Origin of the sequence: Empedobacter sp. UBA1574, assembly GCF_002322895.1 — a bacterium.
Taxonomy (GTDB): domain Bacteria; phylum Bacteroidota; class Bacteroidia; order Flavobacteriales; family Weeksellaceae; genus Empedobacter; species Empedobacter falsenii_B.
In genome coordinates, this window is sequence record NZ_DCOI01000027.1 from 14921 (window position 1) to 30310 (window position 15390).

The 15390-nt window shown below is 32.5% G+C and carries 16 protein-coding genes and 4 tRNA genes; 16 read left to right on the forward strand and 4 right to left on the reverse strand.

Annotation, left to right across the window (positions count from 1 at the left end):
• The first annotated feature begins 39 nt into the window (after positions 1–39).
• From dnaE to B3578_RS07760, 11 genes are all read left to right on the forward strand, one after another.
• A complete protein-coding gene (dnaE, locus tag B3578_RS07710) occupies positions 40–4440 on the forward strand; it encodes a DNA polymerase III subunit alpha (RefSeq protein WP_291047679.1) in 4401 nt (1466 codons plus the stop codon).
• A gap of 111 nt (positions 4441–4551) precedes the next feature.
• A complete protein-coding gene (gene trxA, locus B3578_RS07715; protein WP_038331009.1) occupies positions 4552–4869 on the forward strand; it encodes a thioredoxin in 318 nt (105 codons plus the stop codon).
• Positions 4870–4996: 127 nt separating this feature from the next.
• Positions 4997–5070: transfer RNA gene (locus B3578_RS07720), tRNA-Asp, on the forward strand.
• A gap of 43 nt (positions 5071–5113) precedes the next feature.
• Positions 5114–5187 (forward strand) — tRNA-Asp (locus B3578_RS07725).
• Between the two features lie 48 nt (positions 5188–5235).
• A tRNA-Asp gene (locus B3578_RS07730) sits at positions 5236–5309 on the forward strand.
• A 57-nt stretch (positions 5310–5366) separates the two neighbouring features.
• A tRNA-Asp gene (locus tag B3578_RS07735) sits at positions 5367–5443 on the forward strand.
• A 79-nt stretch (positions 5444–5522) separates the two neighbouring features.
• Positions 5523–5930 carry an NUDIX hydrolase gene (locus B3578_RS07740; RefSeq protein WP_291047681.1) on the forward strand — a complete coding sequence of 136 codons (408 nt, stop codon included), beginning with the start codon at positions 5523–5525 and terminating at the stop codon, positions 5928–5930.
• Between the two features lie 78 nt (positions 5931–6008).
• The gene (locus tag B3578_RS07745; RefSeq protein ID WP_291047682.1) at positions 6009–6488 is read left to right on the forward strand and encodes a DUF2938 domain-containing protein; all 480 of its coding nucleotides are present in this window, start codon (positions 6009–6011) and stop codon (positions 6486–6488) included.
• 72 nt (positions 6489–6560) lie between these two features.
• A complete protein-coding gene (locus tag B3578_RS07750; RefSeq protein ID WP_291047683.1) occupies positions 6561–6824 on the forward strand; it encodes a hypothetical protein in 264 nt (87 codons plus the stop codon).
• A gap of 77 nt (positions 6825–6901) precedes the next feature.
• Positions 6902–7333, forward strand: a complete 432-nt coding sequence (locus B3578_RS07755; RefSeq protein WP_409410629.1) for an RNA polymerase sigma factor — start codon at positions 6902–6904, stop codon at positions 7331–7333.
• The gene (locus tag B3578_RS07760) at positions 7323–7913 is read left to right on the forward strand and encodes a hypothetical protein (RefSeq protein WP_291047685.1); all 591 of its coding nucleotides are present in this window, start codon (positions 7323–7325) and stop codon (positions 7911–7913) included. The genes B3578_RS07755 and B3578_RS07760 overlap by 11 nt, the downstream gene beginning before the upstream one ends.
• Before the next feature lie 18 nt (positions 7914–7931).
• Here the strand turns inward: B3578_RS07760 and B3578_RS07765 are convergent, their stop codons facing one another.
• Together B3578_RS07765 and B3578_RS07770 are read right to left on the reverse strand one after the other, a co-directional pair.
• Complete coding sequence (locus tag B3578_RS07765; protein WP_291047687.1) at positions 7932–8234, reverse strand: PDZ domain-containing protein; 303 nt, start codon at positions 8232–8234, stop codon at positions 7932–7934.
• An 18-nt stretch (positions 8235–8252) separates the two neighbouring features.
• A complete protein-coding gene (locus B3578_RS07770) occupies positions 8253–9257 on the reverse strand; it encodes an aspartyl protease family protein (protein WP_291047689.1) in 1005 nt (334 codons plus the stop codon).
• Positions 9258–9415: 158 nt separating this feature from the next.
• On the opposite strand from B3578_RS07770, the gene B3578_RS07775 reads away from it, so the two are divergent.
• Positions 9416–10042: a hypothetical protein gene (locus B3578_RS07775; protein ID WP_291047691.1), complete on the forward strand. Its 627-nt coding sequence runs from the start codon at positions 9416–9418 to the stop codon at positions 10040–10042.
• Positions 10043–10063: 21 nt separating this feature from the next.
• Here B3578_RS07775 and B3578_RS07780 read toward each other — a convergent pair whose 3' ends face one another.
• Positions 10064–10639, reverse strand: coding sequence for a hypothetical protein (locus B3578_RS07780; RefSeq protein WP_291047693.1), 576 nt, complete (start codon positions 10637–10639; stop codon positions 10064–10066).
• A 327-nt stretch (positions 10640–10966) separates the two neighbouring features.
• Positions 10967–12280, reverse strand: a complete 1314-nt coding sequence (ahcY, locus tag B3578_RS07785) for an adenosylhomocysteinase (RefSeq protein WP_038331025.1) — start codon at positions 12278–12280, stop codon at positions 10967–10969.
• Between the two features lie 74 nt (positions 12281–12354).
• Between ahcY and B3578_RS07790 the strand changes: the two genes are divergently transcribed.
• The 4 genes from B3578_RS07790 (at position 12355) to B3578_RS07805 (ending at position 15337) form a co-directional block, all read left to right on the forward strand.
• Positions 12355–12984, forward strand: coding sequence for a 4'-phosphopantetheinyl transferase family protein (locus B3578_RS07790; protein WP_038331028.1), 630 nt, complete (start codon positions 12355–12357; stop codon positions 12982–12984).
• 110 nt (positions 12985–13094) lie between these two features.
• Positions 13095–13778, forward strand: a complete 684-nt coding sequence (gene pnuC, locus B3578_RS07795) for a nicotinamide riboside transporter PnuC (protein ID WP_291047696.1) — start codon at positions 13095–13097, stop codon at positions 13776–13778.
• Positions 13779–13845: 67 nt separating this feature from the next.
• A complete protein-coding gene (locus B3578_RS07800; RefSeq protein ID WP_291047699.1) occupies positions 13846–14550 on the forward strand; it encodes a Bax inhibitor-1/YccA family protein in 705 nt (234 codons plus the stop codon).
• A 70-nt stretch (positions 14551–14620) separates the two neighbouring features.
• Complete coding sequence (locus tag B3578_RS07805; protein ID WP_219033784.1) at positions 14621–15337, forward strand: TIGR00730 family Rossman fold protein; 717 nt, start codon at positions 14621–14623, stop codon at positions 15335–15337.
• The last annotated feature ends 53 nt before the right edge of the window (positions 15338–15390 follow it).

A 15390-nucleotide genomic window follows, 5' to 3' on the forward strand; every position in this document is an offset into this window, starting at 1 on the left:
CTAAGATTTCGTAAATTTACAGATTCAAACGAAAACTCAATGTACTTAATATACGATACAGAGACAACTGGTCTTCCGAAAGATTGGAATGCGCCGATTTCTGACTCCGACAACTGGCCGCGTTGTATACAAATCGCTTGGCAATTGCACGATGAAATGGGGCAAATTATTGAACATCAAGATTATTTGGTGCGTCCAGATGGTTTTGATATTCCGTATGATTCTGAACGTATTCACGGAATTTCAACTGATTTAGCAACCGAAAAAGGTGTTCCATTAAAAGAAGTTTTAGATAAATTCAACGAAGCTTTAGGTAAAGCTAAATTTATTGTTGGACAAAATTTAGGTTTCGATATTAACATTATGGGAGCCGAATTTTATCGTCTGAATTATGAAAATAATTTAGCCGAAAAACCTGTTTTGGATACCTGTACCGAGGTGACTGCTGAGTTATTGAAACTTCCTGGAGGTCGTGGAGGTCGTTACAAATTACCAACGTTAACGGAATTGCATCAATATCTTTTTGGTGTTCCGTTTGGCGAAGCGCATAACGCAACTGCCGATGTGGAGGCAACTACGCGTTGTTTTTTCGAGTTGATTCGTAAAGGTATTTTTACAAAAAACGAGTTAGAAGTTGAAGATGAATATTTTGTTCGATTTAATGCAATTAATGAAACAAATATTCAGCCAGTTGGACTAAATCACGTAAATCTTAAAAAAGCTTCACAAGAAATTGCGAAAATTAAAGCCAAAGAAGATGGAGGAGATGAGGTTATTGATATTTCGGAAGAAGTTTTAGCACAATTCGAGAAAGCAAAATTTGCACATTTACATAATCACACACAATTTTCAATTCTTCAATCGACTATTTCTGTAAACGATTTGGTGAGTGCTGCGGCAAAAAATAAAATGACTGCAGTTGCAATTACCGATCATGGAAATATGATGGGAGCTTTTCATTTTAATGCAGAAGTACAAAATCATAATAAAGCTGCAAAAGTAAAGAATGAAGAGTTAATTGCTGACGGAGCAGAACCAACGGAAGTTATCTTAAAACCTATTATTGGTTCCGAATTCTTTGTTTGTGAAAATCATTTAGACAAAACAAAAAAGGATAATGGCTATCAAATTGTAATTTTTGCAAAGAACAAAAATGGTTATCATCATTTAGCAAAAATGGCATCGAAGGCTTATACTGATGGGTTTTACTACGTGCCTCGAATTGATAAAGCGATTATTGAAGAATATAAAGAAGATTTAATTGTTTTGTCTGGAAACTTACAAGGTGAAGTTCCAAACAAAATTTTGAATCTTGGTGAAAAGCAAGCCGAAGAAGCTTTACTTTGGTGGAAAGAGCAGTTTGGTGATGATTTTTACATCGAATTGATGCGCCACGGACAAGAAGATGAAGATCGTGTTAATCAGACTTTGCTTGCGTTTGCGCGTAAACACAATGTAAAAGTTGTTGCGACAAATAATACGTATTATATCAATCAAGACGATTCGAATGCACACGATATTTTGTTGTGTGTGCGCGATGCAGAAAAACAATCAACGCCAATTGGTCGTGGTCGTGGATTCCGTTTTGGTTTGCCAAATCAAGAATATTATTTTAAGTCGGAAGCAGAAATGAAACAATTGTTTCAAGACATTCCCGAAGCAATTATTAATATTCAAGAAATTGTTGATAAAATAGAAGAATACACGCTTTATCGAGATGTATTACTTCCAAAATTTGATATTCCCGAAGAATTTCATCACGCAGAAGATGATGAAGATGGAGGGAAAAGAGGTGAGAATGCTTATTTAAAACATTTAACCTACGAAGGTGCAAAAATTCGTTATCCAGAATTGACAGACGAAATTAAAGAACGTTTGGATTTCGAATTAGCCACAATTGAAAAAACAGGTTATCCTGGTTATTTCTTGATTGTACAAGATTTTATTGCTGCGGCGCGTAAAATGGGCGTATCGGTTGGTCCAGGTCGTGGTTCGGCGGCAGGATCAGCAGTTGCTTATTGTTTATGGATTACCAATTTAGATCCAATTCAGTACGATTTACTTTTTGAGCGATTCCTAAATCCTGATCGTGTATCTATGCCCGATATCGATATCGACTTTGATGACGAAGGTCGATCGTTGGTAATGGATTATGTGATTGATAAATATGGAGCAAATCAAGTAGCGCAAATCATCACTTATGGTACAATGGCGGCGAAATCTTCGATTAAAGATACGGCGCGTGTATTGGATTTACCATTGTTTGATGCGAACCGTGTTGCAGGTTTGATTCCGAATATGAAGTTATCTAAAATCTTCAATTTAGATGAAGCTGCATTAAAAGGAGCCTTAAAACCAGAAGAGTTTGATGCTGTAAGCGAATTAAAACGTTTATCGAATGGAGACGATTTAGCTGCGGAAACTATTCAGCAAGCAAAAATCTTAGAAGGTTCTGTTCGTAACACGGGAATTCACGCGTGTGGGGTAATTATTACGCCAGATGATATTACGAATTTCGTACCTGTAACAACAGCTAAAGATTCAGATTTATATGTAACGCAGTTTGATAACTCGGTTGCAGAAAGTGCCGGATTATTGAAGATGGACTTTTTGGGGTTGAAAACCTTAACCTTGATTAAAGATACCATCAAATTAGTAAAAGCGAGAACAGGAATCGAAATCAATCCGGATGAAATTCCGATTGACGACGAAAAAACATATGAGCTTTTCCAGCGTGGCGAAACGGTTGGGGTTTTCCAATACGAGTCACCCGGAATGCAAAAATACATGAAGGATTTACGTCCGACAGTTTTCGCGGATTTAATTGCCATGAATGCCCTTTATCGTCCTGGGCCTATCGAATATATTCCGTCGTTTGTTCGCCGTAAAAATGGTGAAGAACCAATTCAGTACGATTTGGATGCGATGGAAGAATATTTATCAGAAACCTACGGAATTACGGTTTATCAGGAGCAAGTAATGTTGCTTTCGCAAAAATTAGCAGGTTTCTCGAAAGGTGATGCCGACGTTTTGCGTAAAGCAATGGGGAAAAAGCAAAAAGCTGTCTTGGATAAAATGAAACCAAAATTTGTTGCGCAAGCTTCAGAAAAAGGGCATGATCCTAAGATTTTAGAAAAAGTTTGGACAGACTGGGAAGCCTTTGCATCCTATGCCTTCAATAAATCGCACTCGACGTGTTATGCATGGGTAGCGTATCAAACAGCTTATCTGAAAGCACATTATCCAGCAGAATATATGGCGGCTGTTCTTTCAAATAATATGAATGATATCAAGCAAGTGACCTTCTTTATGGAAGAGTGTAAGCGAATGGGATTGGCGGTTCTTGGACCAGATATCAACGAATCCATTACAAAATTTAATGTAAACGAAAATTACGAGATTCGTTTTGGAATGGGAGCTGTAAAAGGTGTTGGGCAAGCCGCAGTAAACTCGATAATTTCTGAACGTGAAGCAAATGGTCCGTTCAAAGATATATACGACTTTGTTAAACGTGTCGAATTGCGAACAGTGAACAAAAAAACAATCGAAAACTTAGTTTTAGCTGGAGGTTTTGATTCGTTTGAATTTCATCGTGGACGTTATTTTTATATCGAAAATACGACAACTAATTTGGAAAAACTAATCAAATACGGAGCAAATTTTCAAGAGCAAAAAAACTCTGCTCAAACCTCTTTATTTGGCGATTTTGGTGGTGATTCTGTTGTAGAAGATGTGGTTCCGATGTTGCCAGATTGTGAGAAATGGAATATGTTACAACGTTTGTCGAAAGAGAAAGAAGTTGTTGGAATTTATATTTCTTCGCATCCTTTGGATGATTTCAAACATGAGTTGAAAATGGCTTCAAATTGTAGTATTTCTGATATCAATGCGAATGAAGATAATTTTGTCAACAAAGAAGTTTCAATTTGTGGAATGATGTCAAATATTCAACATAGAATTGCCAAAAATGGAAACGAATTTGGTATTTTTACGTTTAGTGATTACACCGATTCGATGGATATCATGGTTTTTGGTAGCGATTATATGAAATATAGACACTTTATGCAGGAAAATATGTTCTTGAATTTGAAATTGAATATCTCGAAAAAAGAATTCAAAGACAAAGAAGGAAATGTAACGCAAGGTCGTGTGTATAAAAACATCACAAATATTTTGTTGTTGAATGAAATTGTTGAAAAACAAGCCGAAAAAATGACGGTGAAGATTGAAGTTCCAGAATTTTCGGAAGAAACATTTAGCAAATTATCAGATATTATGTTCAAATATCAAGGAGATAAATTATTAAAAATTCAATTAATTGATCCAAAAGATTATTTGAATAATTTAGATTTACCAGCAAGTAAAATCAAAATTAACATTTGTCGAGATTTGTTGAAAGAATTAGATGAATTGCAGGAAATTACATTCAAACTGAATTAATTATTCGTTTCATCTATTGAATAATTGATAGATAATATGAACGAAATTTTTCAAGAATAAAATTTTATGTAGATTTGTAAACTTAAGATTAGATAAAAAAAATATAAGATTATGGCATTAGAAGTAACAGACGCATCATTTGCATCAGATATTATAGAGTCAGGAAAACCAGCAATGGTTGATTTTTGGGCTGTTTGGTGTGGTCCTTGTAGAATGGTTGGTCCAGTTGTGGAAGAGCTTGCTACAGAATATCAAGGAAAAGCAGTTATTGGTAAAGTTGATGTAGACACAAACCAAGAAGTTGCAGCAAAATATGGAATTCGCAACATTCCTACAATTTTATTCTTCAAAGACGGAGAAGTAGTAGACAAAGTTGTTGGAGTTGTTCCAAAAGAGCAATTAGTAGAAAAATTAAACGCGATTTTATAATAAATTAAATCGCTGATTTTGAAATAAAAGAATCTCGGATGCAAAATTTCCGAGATTTTTTTTGAAAAAAGTTTAGGTTTTATCAGAAAACCGCCTATATTTGCAATCCGAAATCGATACAGATTTTGATCCGGTAGTTCAGTTGGTTAGAATACTTGCCTGTCACGCAAGTGGTCGCGGGTTCGAGTCCCGTCCGGATCGCAAAAAGTTCGTTCTTTTACACAATATATTTTTTATAATTTCTGATCCGGTAGTTCAGTTGGTTAGAATACTTGCCTGTCACGCAAGTGGTCGCGGGTTCGAGTCCCGTCCGGATCGCAATTTTTTATAAAAATTCATAAAAAATATATCAATTTATAATTTTCTGATCCGGTAGTTCAGTTGGTTAGAATACTTGCCTGTCACGCAAGTGGTCGCGGGTTCGAGTCCCGTCCGGATCGCATCTATTTCTTTTTCTATTTTAGTGCGATCGAAAATTATAAATAAAAAAACAGACTGATCCGGTAGTTCAGTTGGTTAGAATACTTGCCTGTCACGCAAGTGGTCGCGGGTTCGAGTCCCGTCCGGATCGCCAACTTTTATAAGCTTCACTTATTGTGAGGCTTTTTTTTGCTCCAAACTTTTTATTTTTGCATAACGCATAACGCATAACAATGAATCATATTTATTTGGTGAACGCCTTGGTTACAGATGAAACGGGTAGAATGTTAGCTGTCCGAAAAAAGAAATCGAAATTTTTTCAGATGGTTGGTGGAAAACGAGAACAAGATGAAGAATTATTAACCACACTTCGACGCGAATTTTTAGAAGAGATTAATGTTGATATTCTACAGCACGATGTTTCATTTTTAGGGCAACACACTTCTATTGCCGTTAATGAAGTTAATACCGAAGTTTATGCAAATGTATTTCATGTTAAATTAAAATCATTAGAAACGCTTAAAATCGCTTCTGAGATAGAAGAAATGGCGTGGATAACGAAAGAAAACTACAAAGAATTTCAATTGGCTCATTTATTAGAAGAATTCAGTTTACCGATTTGGTTAGAAATGAAATTTTAAGGAAATATTTTGAAATATATTAATGCGATTAAGTTGCATTAATTAAGAAATAATCTATCTTTATTAAAAAAATAAACGATGGAGATAATTATAAAAACAATATTGGTTGGCGTTGGTGCAACAATTGTGATGGATATTTGGGCTTTTATTTTGAAATTATTCAATATTAAATCTTTGGATTATAGATTTGTAGGACGTTGGATTGGACATTTTGCAAATGGAAAGTTTACACATGATAAAATATTTGATTCAAAACCAATTCAAAATGAAATTTTTATCGGTTGGTTGGCGCATTACTTAATCGGAATTACATTTTCTATTTTATTAGTCGTGATTTTTGGGGTAGAATGGTTAAATCATCCGACCGTTTTTCCCGCTTTATTTGTAGGATTGTTTACAATTGTAGCACCTTTTTTTATTATGCAACCAGCATTTGGGCTCGGACTTGCATCTTCCAAACTTCCATCGCCAAATGTAATGCGTTTTCGCAGTTTACTCACACATTTTATTTTCGGTTTTGGCTTATACATTTCTGCATTAATTCTTTCTCTATTCTAAATATTTTTCAAAAAAGTTTGTAACGTTTTTATTTTTTTTCTACTTACTAGTAAACACTAAAATAATTAAACGATGAAATCTATTTGGGAAGCAACAGTTGAAAATAATGTTATCAGAATCGAGAATAATTGGTTTTCTGGCGAAAAACTTTTTGTAAATGACAAATTACAAGATTATCAAATTAACTATTTTTCTGCGCCAATTTTAACGGGGCATTTGAAAAATTCTAAAGATGAAAAGTTAAATATCAAAGTAAATATTTTGCAAGAATTTTTCGGAGTCAATTGTATTTTATTTATCGATGATGAACAAGTTGCGTTGAAAAAAATAAAGTAACGATTTTGGAAGCTAAACAAACTCTTTTTTTAGAATTAATCGATCAGCACAAAGGGATTTTACACAAAATCGCTATGATGTATATGGATAATTCTGAAGATCAAAATGATTTGATACAAGAGATTGTTTTGCAGTTATGGAAATCTTTTGATCGTTTCGAAGGTAAGTCTCAATTTTCGACATGGATGTACCGCGTTTCGTTGAATACGGCGTTAACTTATTTTAGAAAAGAAAAGAGAAAAGCAGATCGTCATACTTTTTTAGAAAATATTGATCAAGTAGATGAGGTGGATTCTGGTGAAAAAGAAACGCAACTCGAATTGTTTTACAAAGCAGTTCATGAATTAAATAAAGTAGAGAAAGCATTGATTTTTCTGTTTTTGGAAGGGCAAAATCACAAGGAAATTAGTATCAACTTGGGAATTTCGGAAGTAAATGCACGTGTGAAATTGAACAGAACGAAAGAAAAAATACAAATCATCATAAAAAAATACGGTTATGAATTTTGATGAATTACAAAAACAATGGGACAATCAATCTTCAGATGAAGTGAAAATTGATCCAAATCTTGAACTTAATCAAGAAGCAAATACCATTATTGATAAAGTAAGAAAAACATTGAAACAAGAATTTTATTTTCAATCATTAGGATTATTGTTTTTATATGCTTTTCCTTTCTTATTTGATGCAAATACGCCAACAATTTGGTGGACATTGTTGTGTATTTCGTTGTCTTTTTTGGTACCGTTTATTTATATTTTCAAGTTTTATAAACGATCTTATCATTTGGAATATAATTCGCTAAAGAACATCAATTGGTTTTATTATAATTACAAATCTGCGATTGATATTTACAGTATTTATTCGTACTTGATTTCTATTTTAGTGTTGATGGTTATTGGTATTTCGTATATCCAGCATCCAAACTCGTTGCAATTTGAATACAAATTTCAGTTTTATCTTTATATTTTTCTTACACTATTTTTCTATGTTTTAATTTGCGTTTTATTATTAAAATGGTGGATTTCTACTTATTATAAAAAGAATCTGGTAGAATTAGAAAATATATTACATCAATTAGAAGAGTAACCAAAAGTTACTCTTTTTTTAATATGGAATATCAAGTACAAACTTAAATTTCATTGGAACATTATTTCGGAGAATTTCTACAGAAATTTGCTGAAATTCATTTTTAATCATGAATTTTTCGATATCATTTAAACTCATTTTATTCACTTGTTTTCCATCCAATTTTGTAAGTATATCATTTGCTTTCAAACCTACTAAATCTGCATTCGATTTTTTACGAACCGCTTCTATTTTATAAACAGGTTTCATTTCAAATTGGTAATTCATCTTTTGTGTTGTAGTACCATTGTCTTTATCAACATCGTTTGTGTTGAATGTCATTCTAACCGATGTTTTTTTTCACTCAAATTGATCGTGAATTATCGTTAATCCGCTTCTATTGTAGTGGAAAGCATCTTTGAAATTTCGATTCGGTTTATAATAAAACAACTGATTTTTATAATCTAAAATAATTGTAAATCTTCTCAAAATTTCATTGCCGATAGAACCTTTTCGATTATTTTTTAAGTTAAGATATTGGATCGATTCGATGTCTGGAATAGCAATTAAAGGTTGATTAAGTTTATATTTATCTAAGTTTACGGCATCTATAACTCCACGTTTGCCATTAATAGAACCATTAAAACCTTTGCCCAATTCATCCGAAAATACATGTTGTAAAGGTGCTAAATTCTCAATTTGATTTTCGAAAAGCCACAAACCATCACTATTTCCAATGTCTATCAACATTTTTTGATTTGTGTAAGTTGTTTGATGCGTAAAATCAACAGTTGTAAAAGGTTTTATTTCTGGACTTATTTCTAATGGATTTGATTGAAATTTCTTTAATTTTTTAACTTCAAGAATAGATTTATAAATGGTGATTTTTCTTTTTGCATAATCTACTTGAATTGGATAGTTTTTAAAAAATTCAGAACCAATTATTCCATGAACATCAATTCCTAACCGAGAAAAGAGGTTGAAATTCTCGTCTTGTATCACGATAATATCCATATTGTTTGAAGAATAATTTTGACCTAAAACGATTTGATTTTTTGATGAAAAAAATCCTTTTGTATCAGCATTATCTTTTCCTAGACCTTTTAAATTAATTTGGCGAAGATTGTTTTTGTTGATTGTTTTGTCATATTGGCTGAATAAAATAGTTTCTTTAAGTCCAGAATCTACAATGAAATTCATTTGATGACCATTAAATGTAATTGGAACAACAACTAAATTCTTGATAAATTGAAATGAGATAGTTTCTTTATTTACATTTTCAGACAAAGAAAGTTCCTTTTTTTGTGCATGAATTTGTAAAAAAGTAAACACAAAAATTATTGAAAGTAATAATCTAATTTTCATTCAAATTTCAGTTTTTATTAAAATTATGCAAAAAAATGATGTGATAATAAAATTATTCTTAATATCCAAATTGAAACTTTAACATGTTATTGTGTAACCTTTATGAATTTTGAACATCTATATTTTATAAAATTGATAAATGATTTTAAAACCAATAGATGACAAAAATTTACTTCTTTTTTTTATGTTTTATAACGTTTGCAAATGCGCAAGATTATAAAAAAGATACGATAGAATTACACGAAACGATTTTGTATGATAAAAGCAAATTTCGCTTGAAACGTGTTGGTCCAGAAACAAAATCTAAAAGTATTTGCCTTCAATTTTCTACAATAAAAGATAGTGTAAAATGGAATAAACCGATCATAGAAAGTTTTATTCAGGTGAATGCTCCTAAGAAAGATTTTATTGTAAAAGCGATTAATTTTAATTTTTCATATCCTCCAAAAGAAGAAAGTTTTAAATTAAATTTAAAACTATATAAATCGTCTAAAAATACTCCTGTTGATAATGTATTTTTTGAAAAGAATAATATTGAGATTTCTCCAAGTGATATTGTAAATCAATCGTACAAACTTGATTTAACCGATGATAATATTAGTTATAATGATGAATTTTATATAAGTGTTTTGATAACAAAAAGATTGGTTGATGAATTTGTTTGTTTAAGTGGTGTTATTTTGTCGAATGGATTTACAAGAAACTTAACGACAAATGGAGGTTTTGAGAAAAATCCTTTGGGAGCAAAACCATCTGTAAACGCTGATTTATTGATAAAAAGATAAAAGAGCTTTTCAGCTCTTTTATTATCGTGGTGTTCCCCACCCCCAAGGTGCTGGCGGAGTTTCAATTTCTTTTGTCAAGTCAAAATAGACATGGAATGGTGTTTTAGAACCAGCTTTTTGCAAATTGTAACTAAACGTTTTATCATCTAAGGTAATCCACCAAATATTTGTCGAAGCATAATCTATTAACGTTGCAGTTTCTTGATCGGCAGGAAACATCTGAAAATCTTTGAAACCATAATTTGTATTTGTTCCTCCATAAAATGTAATTGTTTCCGAAGTTCCATTTTTGTAACGATGATCGTGTTTTAGCGTGATGATTCCATCTTTTTTAGTCAAAATCCACGTTCTCGAATAATTATCACCAACATTGAACGGAATTTTAATTTCGTTTGTAGAACAACTTTTTACATGCATGGTTAATTTTTTACCTGCAAAATCATCGCGCGTAATATGTTCGGGCAATTTGCCTTCGTAAGCTTTACCGCAATGTTTTTCGAGATTTTTCCAGAATATTTCTGAAGGTTTTTCAGTTTGTGCAAAAAGTGAAGAAAAACCAATTAAAACGAATCCAAGTTGTAAACATTTTTTAATCATAATCAGTAATAAAATTATTCAATAGTGATTTAAAGATAATATTTTAAAAATGATTAAGCATTAGTTTATTAGTTTGAAGAATAAGATTAACAAATTTTAAATGTTCAAAATCAATCATAAAAAATAAAAAAGAAGCGACATTTAATTTAAGAAAAATATTCCTAAAAAATATACAACAAAGGAAGAGCTAAATAAATTGAATAATGAACTTGAATCAATTTCTGGCGTAGAAAATGACTAACAAAAAAGCCCTCGCTTGTTCAGGGCGAGGGCATATAGTTAAGTGCTTTTTTCTTTTTTCAAATAAAAATTTTGAATTAAAATTAATTAATATCTATAATATTCTGGTTTAAATGGTCCTTCAACCGTTACACCAATGTATTCTGCTTGTTCTTGAGATAAAACTTCTAATTCTACTCCTAATTTAGCTAAATGCAATTCTGCAACTTTTTCATCTAAATGCTTAGGTAAAGTATATACTTCATTTTTGTAAGCTGATGAATTTGTCCACAATTCGATTTGAGCTAAAGTTTGGTTAGAGAAAGAGTTTGACATCACAAAAGAAGGGTGTCCTGTTGCACAACCTAAGTTAACTAAACGTCCTTCAGCCAAAATGATGATGTCATTTCCGTTGATGTTGTATTTGTCAACTTGTGGTTTAATTTCTTCTTTCGTGTTTCCGTAGTTTCCGTTTAACCAAGCCATATCGATTTCGTTATCGAAGTGACCAATGTTACACACAACTACTTTGTCTTTCATTTTCTCGAAATGCTCTGCACGTACAATTCCAAAGTTACCAGTAGTCGTAATTACGATATCAGCGTTTGCAACCACTGTATCTAATTTTTTTACTTCGTAACCTTCCATAGATGCTTGTAAAGCACAAATAGGGTCGATTTCTGTTACTGTAACAATTGCTCCAGCACCGCGGAAAGAAGCCGCTGTACCTTTCCCAACATCACCAAATCCACAAACTACAACACGTTTACCAGCGATCATCAAGTCAGTAGCACGTTTGATAGCATCTACTGCAGATTCACGACATCCGTATTTGTTGTCGAATTTAGATTTTGTTACAGAGTCATTTACGTTAATTGCAGGCATAGGCAATGTACCTTTCTCCATTCTTTCGTAAAGACGGTGTACACCCGTAGTTGTTTCTTCTGATAATCCTTTGATCTCAGCAACCAATTCTGGGTAACGATCAATCACCATATTCGTTAAGTCTCCACCATCATCCAAAATCATGTTTAATGGTTTACGATCTTCTCCGAAGAATAATGTTTGCTCGATACACCAATCGAATTCCTCTTCGTTCATCCCTTTCCAAGCATACACAGGAATCCCAGCAGCAGCTATTGCAGCAGCAGCGTGATCTTGTGTAGAGAAAATATTACATGACGACCATGTAACATCAGCTCCTAAAGCAACCAACGTTTCGATTAATACTGCAGTTTGGATTGTCATGTGTAGACAACCTGCAATGCGAGCACCTTTCAAAGGTTGAGCAGCTTTGTACTCTTCACGGATAGCCATCAACCCAGGCATTTCTGCCTCAGCCAACGTAATTTCCTTTCTTCCCCACTCAGCTAAAGAAATATCTTTAACTTTGTATGGAATGTATTGCGTTTTTGTATCCATCAATTGATATATTTAACTAACTTTTTTTTTAAGTTTATAAGGAACAAATTTACAAACAAATTTCGATTAATAAAATGCCCGTTATCGATTATATTAACGATTTTAAACATACCCGCATTATTACGTGGAATGTAACAGAATCGAATGAAGAATTATTAGAATATCTTCATTTAGAGGACTATAGAATAGAAAAATATAATAATCTTCGACCTAAACAGGCCAGAGAATATCTTGGTTTGCGCGCTTGTCTAAAGAAATTGGACTTGGATTATGATGTAAATTATGACGAAAGAGGAAAACCTTTTTTACCTACAAATAAAGAAATTTCCATCACACATTCCTATGGATTAGTTTCTGTTGGCGTGAGCGAATATAATATTGGGATAGATATTGAATTGTCTCGACCAAGAAAAATTTTGAACATCAAACATAAATTTGCCCGTCCAGATGAAATAGCTTGGATACCTCAAGAACATGAAACTGAATATTTGCATGTAATTTGGGGAATGAAAGAAGGTTTGTACAAATTGAATGGTGGAAATCTTTGGAATTTTCTGAATCATTATCGTGCAGAAGAATTTGAATTAATAGAAAATAAACAATTTATTTGTTGGATTTCGGATGATGTAAAATCTCGAAAATATCATGCATTCTATAAAATGATTGGTGAATATTATTTGGTTTGGGTGTTGGATTATGAATAAGTCGAAGTTTAAAATTAGAATTACGAATTTAGATTTTTGATTTAGAATGAATTATTTTTAACTCACAACTCACAACTCACAACTCACAACTCACAACTCACAACTTAAGAATGAACGATTTTATTGATTATATCCTTGCGCCTTACAAAACCTATTCTACGTTGAATATCTTGCTCGAAACGATAGCAACTTTTTTCGGAATTATTTCAGTTTATTGTACCTACAAACGCAATATTTGGGTTTATCCAACTACAATTATTTCAACATTTATTTTCATTTATTTATTTTTTAATTGGGGATTATATGGTGAAACAATTATTAATGTTTACTATACTTCAATGGCGATTTATGGTTGGATTTTGTGGCAAAAAAATCTCGAAGCAGATCATAAACATGTCGATGTTTCGTGGGCAACGAAGAAAGAATATCTGTACGCAACTTTACTTTTCGCGTTGAGTTTTATCTTTATTTTGACGATTTATTATTTTCGTCCAGTTATTCAAAATGGTTTTGATTTCAGTTTTATAAACCAATGTAAATTACATTATTCCAAAATTGATTTTGTAGACGCTTCGACGACCGCTATCTTTTTGATTGGAATGTGGATGATGGCGAGACGAAAAATTGATAACTGGTATTTCTGGATTATCGGCGATTTAATCATGATTCCATTAATGATTTACAAAGGAGCAGTTATCACTTCTGTGCAATATATTGTCTTATTGATTTTATCATTTATCGGATTAATCGATTGGATAAAATCAGTAAAAAACTCCCAAAAAATAGTGAGCTAAGAAATAATTTAAAATTAGTATTTTAGCCTTATAAATTGAATTTGAAAAACCTATAAAAATTACGAATATGGAAAATCAACACGTATATCAACAAAACCAATTGGTTGCAGAGGCAACGAGCGTAGAAAGGGCAAATTTCTATAAACATACTTACGGACACGTTGCTGGAGGAGTTTTGGTATTTGTTTTAATCGAATCTTTGATGTTAAAATCAGAAGCATTAGTAAGCTTCATGTTGAGTTTAACTTCTGGATATCTTTGGCTTATTTTATTAGCAGGTTTCATGGGAATTACATGGGTTGCTCAAAAAATGGCGTACGGATCGATTTCAAAATCTAAACAATATTTAGGCTACTTTTTATATATAGTTGCAGAAGCTTTAATTTTTGTACCAATGCTTTACATCACATTGTATTATGGCGGAACTTATGTGATAAAACAAGCAGCTGTAGTAACAGGCGGATTATTTGTAGGATTGTCAGCTATTGTATTTTTAACAAAAGCAGATTTCTCTATTTTACGAGGAGCATTAACTATAGGATTTTTCTTAGCAATTGGATTGATTATTGCAGGGATGTTATTCGGGTTCGATCTAGGATTATGGTTCTCAGTTGGAATGTGCGCCTTAGCTGGTGGAGCAATTTTGTACAACACTCACCAATTAAAATATGAGTTCGGAACACAACAGTATGTTGCAGCGGCATTGTCGTTATTTGCTTCATTAATGTTATTGTTTTGGTATATTTCGAGAATTTTTATGAGTAGAGATTAATCATGAAGAAACAATAAATTTGTATATTGAACCGTAGCATTTTTGTTGCGGTTTTTTTATTTAAGATACTATGACAGATAAAGAAAAAGAAGACGATAGAATACAATCTCCGTTTCGACCAAAAGATTGGAATGAGATTAGAATAAATGATTCTTGGGCGTTGTTCAAGATTATGGCAGAGTTTGTAAATGGTTACGAAGTAATGTCTAAAATAGGACCTTGCGTGTCTATTTTTGGTTCGGCACGTACTTCTCCAGATCATCCATATTATGCATTAGCAGAGGACATTGCGTATCGATTAACGCAAATAGGTTTTGGTGTAATTACTGGTGGAGGTCCGGCAATTATGGAAGCTGCAAACAAAGGAGCGCAAAAGGGTGGAGGAACTTCTGTTGGATTGGGAATTACATTGCCTTTCGAAACAGACTTGAACAAATATATCGACCGTGAATATGAAATTAATTTCGATTATTTCTTTGCACGAAAAGTAATGTTTGTGAAATATTCACAAGGATTTATCGGAATGCCAGGAGGTTTTGGGACGTTAGACGAATTATTTGAGTCGATGACATTGGTACAAACGAAGAAAACAGGACGTTTCCCAATTGTGTTAGTTGGAACTGAATATTGGTCAGGTTTAATTGATTGGATCAAAGAAACAGTTTTGAGAGAAGGTTATATTTCTGAGAAAGATTTGGATCTTTTCCGTTTGGTTGATACAGCAGAAGAAGCAGTTGCTCACATCGAGAATTTCTACGAAAAATATAATATTAAGCTTAATTTTTAAGCAACAAAAAACCTCATCATTTGATGAGGTTTTTTTATATTTTTATGATTGAA